Annotated in this window: 6 protein-coding genes; 2 read left to right on the forward strand and 4 right to left on the reverse strand. The window is 61.2% G+C overall.

Annotation, left to right across the window (positions count from 1 at the left end; all coding sequences use genetic code 11):
- Positions 1-84 precede the first annotated feature (84 nt).
- Complete coding sequence (locus tag DOM56_RS03005) at positions 85-1,059, forward strand: threo-3-hydroxy-L-aspartate ammonia-lyase (RefSeq protein WP_110707402.1); 975 nt, start codon at positions 85-87, stop codon at positions 1,057-1,059.
- A gap of 15 nt (positions 1,060-1,074) precedes the next feature.
- On the opposite strand, the gene DOM56_RS03010 is transcribed toward DOM56_RS03005, so the two are convergent.
- Entirely contained in the window at positions 1,075-1,383 is a 309-nt protein-coding gene (locus tag DOM56_RS03010) for a hypothetical protein (RefSeq protein ID WP_198655645.1), read from the reverse strand.
- Positions 1,384-1,572: 189 nt separating this feature from the next.
- The gene (locus DOM56_RS03015) at positions 1,573-3,093 is read right to left on the reverse strand and encodes an aldehyde dehydrogenase family protein (RefSeq protein ID WP_110707403.1); all 1,521 of its coding nucleotides are present in this window, start codon (positions 3,091-3,093) and stop codon (positions 1,573-1,575) included.
- A gap of 203 nt (positions 3,094-3,296) precedes the next feature.
- Between DOM56_RS03015 and DOM56_RS03020 the strand changes: the two genes are divergently transcribed.
- Complete coding sequence (locus tag DOM56_RS03020) at positions 3,297-3,695, forward strand: hypothetical protein (protein ID WP_157958142.1); 399 nt, start codon at positions 3,297-3,299, stop codon at positions 3,693-3,695.
- 258 nt (positions 3,696-3,953) lie between these two features.
- On the opposite strand, the gene DOM56_RS03025 is transcribed toward DOM56_RS03020, so the two are convergent.
- Positions 3,954-6,032 carry an AsmA family protein gene (locus tag DOM56_RS03025; protein WP_110707405.1) on the reverse strand — a complete coding sequence of 693 codons (2,079 nt, stop codon included), beginning with the start codon at positions 6,030-6,032 and terminating at the stop codon, positions 3,954-3,956.
- A 131-nt stretch (positions 6,033-6,163) separates the two neighbouring features.
- The gene (gene gmhB, locus DOM56_RS03030; RefSeq protein ID WP_232822147.1) at positions 6,164-6,736 is read right to left on the reverse strand and encodes a D-glycero-beta-D-manno-heptose 1,7-bisphosphate 7-phosphatase; all 573 of its coding nucleotides are present in this window, start codon (positions 6,734-6,736) and stop codon (positions 6,164-6,166) included.
- Positions 6,737-6,952 lie beyond the last annotated feature (216 nt).

A 6,952-nucleotide genomic window follows, 5' to 3' on the forward strand; every position in this document is an offset into this window, starting at 1 on the left:
GAGCCATCATGATCGATGACACTTTGGCTGGCATATTACGCAGCGCGCCGCGGAATGTCAGTGGCGCCGGAGACAGGAGAGAGCATGACCAACCTGGCGATCGATTACGACGACGTGGCGGCGGCGCACCGGCGGCTGGCGGGCATTGCCCACCACACCCCCGTGCTGCGTTCGACGACGGCAGACGAGCGCAGCGGCGCATCGCTTCACTTCAAGGCGGAACATCTCCAGCGCATCGGCGCCTTCAAGTTTCGGGGTGGCTACAACGCCATCAGCCAGTTCGATCGTGAGCAGAAGGCCGCGGGAGTGATCGCCTTCTCCTCGGGCAATCATGCCCAGGCGATCGCGCTCTCGGCCAGGCTGCATGGCATTCGCGCCGTCATCGTGATGCCCGAGGATGCGCCGGCGATCAAGATCGCGGCCACGCGGGGCTACGGTGCCGAAGTGGTGCTCTACGATCGCTATACCCAGGATCGCGAGGCGCTGGGCCGGGAACTGGCCGAGGCCGAGGGGCTGACGCTGATTCCGCCGTTCAATCACCCGCACGTCATGGCAGGGCAGGGTACCGCCGCCAAGGAGCTGTTCGACGATGTCGGCGAGCTGGATACGCTGATCGTGCCGCTGGGCGGTGGCGGACTGTTGTCGGGCTGTGCCACGGTCGCCAGGGCGCGCTACCCGAGCTGCCGGATCATCGGGGTCGAGCCGGAAGCCGGCAACGATGCCCAGAGAAGCCTGGCCTGTGGCGAGATCGTCTCGATTGCCACCCCGCGCACGATCGCCGATGGCGCCCAGACCCAGGCACTGGGCAGCCTGACGTTCCCGGTACTGCAGCAGTGCGTCGACGAGATCATGACCGTCACCGACGCCGAGCTGGTCGAGACGATGGGCTTCCTGGCCGGTCGCATGAAGCAGTTCGTCGAGCCGACGGGCTGCCTGGCGGCGGCGGCGGCTTTGGCCGGCCGTACGCGGATCGAGGGGCAGCGTGTCGGGATCGTGCTCTCTGGCGGCAACGTCGACCTGAACCGCTTCGCCGAACTGATCCAGTCGGCCCAGGCGTAAGCTTTCCGGCGTGGATCAAAGTTGAGGCGCGAGTTCTCGGAGCAGTGATCGGGTGATCTCCTGCCACTCGTCGTCGAGGCTCTGGTCCGGCACCTGGCGCCCCGCCTGCCGATACCAGTAACCGGCATTGCCGATATCGCCTTCCCAGCGGTGAAGGTAGGCGTGGACCCAGGCGGCCCGGCGGCCGGCCGCGGAATCCACCTGATCGTGGGCCTTGGACCACTCGGACTTGCCGGCCCACCAGAGTGCGCGAAGCTCGCGATTCAGATCGGTGGGGGGAGACGGTCGATCGAGACTGCCCAGGAAGGTCGTCATGGCGGTCATGGCGTTGTCCCTCTTCTAGCCTGTCCGTATGTCTGTTTCACTGTAGCCAAGTGAAGATCGGCCCGACACAACGTGGATCAAGCCGGCGTCCGCGAACCGGACGTGCCGAAGGGTGGCGAAGCCGTTCGCTCGCCACCCCTACAACCCGCGCTCCGGGGCCCTTGCGGACCCCGCACCTCATCGGTCGGTCTAGAAGAAACCCATGGGATTGATGTCGTAGCTGATCAGCAGGTTCTTGGTCTGCTGATAATGCTCCAGCGCCATCTTGTGGGTTTCCCGACCCACACCGGACTTCTTGTACCCTCCGAAGGCGGCATGGGCTGGATACTGGTGGTAGCAGTTGGTCCAGACGCGGCCGGCCTGGATGCCCCGGCCCATGCGATAGGCGCGGTTGATGTCGCGGGTCCAGACCCCGGCACCCAGTCCGAATTCGGTGTCGTTGGCGATGGCCAGGGCTTCTTCTTCGTCCTTGAAGGTCGTGACCGAGACCACCGGGCCGAAGATCTCCTCCTGGAACACGCGCATCTTGTTGTTGCCCTTCAGCAGCGTGGGCTGGATGTAGTAGCCCCGAGAGAGATCGTCGGAGAGCGATTCCCGCTCGCCGCCGGAGAGGAACTCCGCACCTTCGTCCCGCGCCACGTCCATGTACGACATGATCTTGTCGAACTGCTCCTGGGAGGCCTGGGCGCCGACCTGGGTCTCGGTATCCAGTGGGTGACCACGTTTGATCTTCTTGACTCGCTCGAGGACCTTAGCCATGAACTCGTCGTAGATGCTTTCCTGGACCAGGGCGCGGGAAGGGCAGGTGCAGACCTCGCCCTGGTTGAGGAAGCCCATCACCAGCCCTTCGGCGCACTTGTCGATGAACGCCGGTTCGGCGGACATGACGTCTTCGAAGTAGATGTTCGGGGATTTGCCGCCCAACTCCACCGTGGAGGGAATGATGTTCTCGGCGGCGCATTTCATGATGTGCGAGCCGATGGGCGTCGAGCCGGTGAAGGCGATCTTGGCGATGCGCTTGCTGGAGGCCAGCGCCTGGCCGGCCTCTTCGCCGTAGCCGTTGACGATATTGATGACGCCCTTCGGCAGGAGATCATGGATGATCTCTATGACCTTGAAGATCGATACCGGGGTCTGTTCGGCGGGCTTGAGCACGACACAGTTGCCGGCCGCCAGTGCGGGCGCCAGTTTCCAGGTGGCCATCAGGATCGGGAAGTTCCACGGAATGATCTGACCGACGACGCCCAGCGGTTCGTGAAAATGGTAGGACGCCGTGTTGTCGTCGATCTCGGCGGTGGTCCCTTCCTGGGCCCTGATGCAGCCGGCGAAATAGCGGAAATGGTCGATCGCCAGCGGGATGTCGGCTGCCAGTGTCTCGCGCACTGCCTTGCCGTTGTCCCAGGTCTCGGCGACCGCCAACATTTCCAGATTCTGCTCCATGCGATCGGCGATCTTCAGCAGCAGCGTCGAACGCTCCTGTACGGAGGTCTTTCCCCACGCCGGAGCAGCCTTGTGGGCGGCGTCCAGCGCGGCATCGATATCCTTCTGACTGGATCTGGCGACCTCGCAGAAGACTTCCCCGGTAACCGGGCTGATGTTTTCGAAGTACCGCCCCTCGGCCGGCGGTATCCATTCACCGCCGATGTAGTTCTCGTACCGCTTCTCGAAGCCGACGATGGCATCGGATGTGTTGGGATTGGCGTAGCGCATGATGAGCGTCTCCGAATATTGAGGGTAGCGACCTCTGGCTTTCTCTCCCAATCTGCGCTCTCCACTGCCTTCATGCCATTACGCTTTAGGCGACTTCCTTGACCAATGAGCCGGCGGAGGGTTCGACCAATGGCGAACGGTCAGGAAACATGCTGGTGGTACCATGGACCGTATGGTTCAGCGACCTAAAGGAGGGTCTGACCATGTTCCAGACTCAGCAAGAGAATGCCCAGAATCGCCCGCTGACCGACGATAGCGGCTGCTGTCAGATGAGTTCGATCAACCTGCTGGACGATAGCGTCTCCACACAGAAGGAGGTGCAGGACCGTAATGTCCTGCAGCTTTATCTGCTGACGGTTCAGGTCAGGGCGTTGATGGACGTAGCTTGCCATCAGGGGCACGCCGAGTTCTTGACCGAGCGTCTACGTTTCCATACCGAGCAGCTGGAATCGCAGTTTTCCAACCTGGTGAACAAGCATAAAGGCTCCTCGTACACCCGCCATTTCTATGCTCAACAGCAGCAGCGCTTCGATGCCGAAATCGAGAAGCTCATTAGTGCACTGGAATCGCTGGGCGAGCAGTACCGCAAGAACTCTCAATAATGTCATCCCTGCCGCTTCGAAATCCGCCACGGTGAGTAGTCCGCGTTCAGCCATGGCGGATTTCGTATTGCCGTACCCGTAGCATTACCCAGCTTGGCAATGTGCTTATCGGGCACTAGCCCCCTGACTCGGCCGGCTAGCTCCCTAGCTCCCGCCCCTCCTTCCTCGTCATCAGTGCTCTGGGTTATGACGTGTAACAAGAGTGAGATGTTTCACGTGAAACCCTCCGTTCGTCAGGTTTCACGTGAAACATTCCTCTCAAGGGGAGTCGGTCTGAATCTGACTCAGGAAGTCGTTACATGGCGTGGTTTCATCGGCGCTCGGCGATACCAGTGCCAACAGCGCTGCCGCTGGCGTCGCAACGGTCCCGAGGAACGCCCCTACCGCGCCCCGTGCCAACAGCGAGCCGGCATCGACCCCGGGTGACGGATTTTTCATGGTGCCGTGCACGTAGAGCGGTGAGCGCAAGGTGAACACGCGCGCGCCCTTGCTCTCCGGTTCGATATTCAGATCCAAGCCTTCCGTCTTGAAATTGACCGTGCCGTCGACCCGGATCAGAGCGTTCTCCGTGTCGATGACGAAGAAGCGGGTCGTCGCCAAGCCGTCGTCGACCTCGAGATTGGTCGCCGCACAGTTGATATTGACCTGCTCGTCGCCGAACAGCTGGCCCACGAGATAGTTCCCGACGTTGAGGCCAGCCAGTTCCATCAGGTTCTGGCTGATGACGCCATCGCTGATCAACATCTGCAAGTTGCCGTTGCTGCTGCCGAGAATGGCGGCCACCGAGTTGCCCGTGCCACTGAGCGTGGCATCGCCGTTGAGTTCGCCACGGCTGTTCTGCATCAGGTCGACATCGGGAAACATCTCGCTGAGCAGCAGGCGGCGAATGTGCATGTCCACACGACTCTGCATCGGCTCCTGACTACCATCGAGCCGCAGCGTGGTATTGAGGTTGCCGCCAGCGACGCCGAAACGCAGGGGATCCAGCAGGATCTCGCCGTCTTTCAGGGTCACGTGGGTATAGAGGTTATCCAGCGGCAGCGAATCTCCATGCTCGATGTGCTGAGCCGTAAATTTGACGTCGGCATCCATGGTCCGCCACTGCGCGGTCTGGAACTCGCTGACCGGTAGCACCTTGTCCGGCGGCTGCTGCCTCTCTCCACCCTGGTTACCTTTGCTCTGGTCTTCGCTACCGGCATCGGCTCCGATCAACGGCGCCAGATCAGCGAATCGCAGCTGGCGCGATACGACCTCGCCGGTGAGAGACGGTCGCGGCTCGCCGAGCAGGTAGGTGAGGTCGCCATGGATATCGCTCTCCCCAATCTGACCGTCAAAGCCTTGATAGTGAAACGATAGTGCTTCCTGACCATCCAGGTTTGCGGTGAGATGCCCTCGGGTAGAGTAGGGGGGCGTATCCGGCAAGGTAACGCCGATCACGTTGTAAAGATCACCCAGATTCTGGCCGGAGAAACTGAGATCCATGTCGATTCTCTTGGGAGCGAGAGGGTCGGTGAGTGTGCCGTTGACCGACACCCGGGTCGCCCCCGCGTGTAGATCCGCCTGCAAGGGGTAGGCCGCGCCGCGCTGGCGTAACGCCGCCAGATCGCCCAGCCGACCACTGCCCTCGAACGCCTGATTCCTGTAGCTGCCCTGGGCGCGCCAGCCGAAGCGATAGTCGGCGACCTGCTGATCGGCGACGGCCTGACCGGCGGCACTCTCGCCGTCGGTCAGCGCGTCGAAGGCGATCGGTTTACCCAGTAGCTCCACCGTGGCATCGACATTGGCCGCTAGCGTTGCATCCTGGTAATGAACGTCGATGGGGTCGAAGGCAATCTCCCTCACGTCGACAGTCCAGCCACCTTGCTGATCACTGTCGTCCGGCTGCGATGCGTCATCACCGGTACCGAGATCGAATGTCCAATTATTGCTGCCATCTTGGAGGCGGATCAGTGTCGCCTCACCGCCAGTGAGCTCGATATGAGGTATGGAAAGTGTCTTGTGCAGCAGGGGTAGCGGTGACAGCACGATGTCGAGTGCAGACAGGCTTGCCAGATCGGCATCGGTAACCGCGTCGGGGCTACCCAGGTGGATATCTTCGGCGCGCAGGTGTGGCCACGGGACCCAGCTATGCCAACCGGACTCACCCTTCGGGCGCTGCCAATCGAGACTGAGGTCCCCTTCGATGGCGAAGGGGCGGTGAATGGCTTCCGACACGCGCTGATTGATAGTTGGCTTCAGGCGGTTCCAGTCGAAAGTGAGAATGACGACGATCATCGCCACCAGGATTATCAGGATGACCGCCACTACCCAGAGGCTGATCTTCTTTCCCAGAGTCATTTCCGTAAGCCCGTCCGTTGGGGATAACTCAAGGGTAGTTCAGGAGAAGGGTTGCGTTTGTGATTTAAAGTGAAGACACCCTCTGTGTGTTTCACGTGAAACACACAGAGGGTGTCGTCCTGGACCTGGAATCATGACGGGCTCCGGTCCTCGCTGGCGTTATCCCCAGTTAGCCTGGTCACGAACTGGTCGAGGTCTCGGCATATCCACGTCGAAGGGAACGCAGCCCGCACTTGGTCCACGTAGCGCTGGCCCTTTCCGGTCTCGACCAGTGCGGTACGGCAGCCCGCCGCGATGCCAGCCTGGACATCGCGGAGGCTGTCGCCGACCATCCAGCTCTGCTCGAGGCTTGGTATGGCGAGATCCCGCTGCAGCTGCAACAGCATGCCCGGTTTGGGCTTACGACATTCACATCCGACTTCCGGACGGTGAGGGCAGTGAAGCACTCGGGCTATTTCACCACCGGCCAGACGAGTCTTTTCCAGCATCCTTTCGTGAATGGCCGTCAAGGTTTCTTCGCTGTAATAGCCTCGGCCGACGCCAGACTGGTTGGTTGCCACCGCGACCGTCCAGCCCGCGGCTCCCAGCCTCGCAATGGCTTGGAAAGCCGTGGGGTAGGGGTGCCACTCATCCACTGACTTGATGTAGGCGTCGGAGTCTTCGTTGATGACACCATCCCGATCCAGAATGATCACATTCTTCACGCTGCAGCCTCCATGGGCGTTTGCTACCAGGACTGTGAGTCCACGACTCTACTCGATGGCAATAGTTAGAACCGGATGCCTCTTGGATGGCGGAACTTGTTCCACGTGAAACATTGGTTCGAGCTCGATGCACTCCGGTGGATGGTCCGGATGCCCGAGCTTTCACCCGGACAATGGGGTTGCCCAAATCGAGAGTCAAAAAAGCCCGGCATTCTG

It is taken from the genome of Salinicola sp. CR57 (genome assembly GCF_003206585.1).
Classification (GTDB): domain Bacteria; phylum Pseudomonadota; class Gammaproteobacteria; order Pseudomonadales; family Halomonadaceae; genus Salinicola; species Salinicola lusitanus.

What these genes read in the sequence shown, in the direction of transcription:
- DOM56_RS03005 (WP_110707402.1), top strand. Translation starts at nt 85, where the DNA reads ATGACCAACCTGGCGATCGATTACGACGACGTGGCGGCGGCGCACCGG.
- DOM56_RS03020 (WP_157958142.1), top strand. Translation starts at nt 3,297, where the DNA reads ATGTTCCAGACTCAGCAAGAGAATGCCCAGAATCGCCCGCTGACCGAC.
- DOM56_RS03025 (WP_110707405.1), bottom strand. Translation starts at nt 6,032, where the DNA reads ATGACTCTGGGAAAGAAGATCAGCCTCTGGGTAGTGGCGGTCATCCTG.
- DOM56_RS03010 (WP_198655645.1), bottom strand. Translation starts at nt 1,383, where the DNA reads ATGACCGCCATGACGACCTTCCTGGGCAGTCTCGATCGACCGTCTCCC.
- DOM56_RS03015 (WP_110707403.1), bottom strand. Translation starts at nt 3,093, where the DNA reads ATGCGCTACGCCAATCCCAACACATCCGATGCCATCGTCGGCTTCGAG.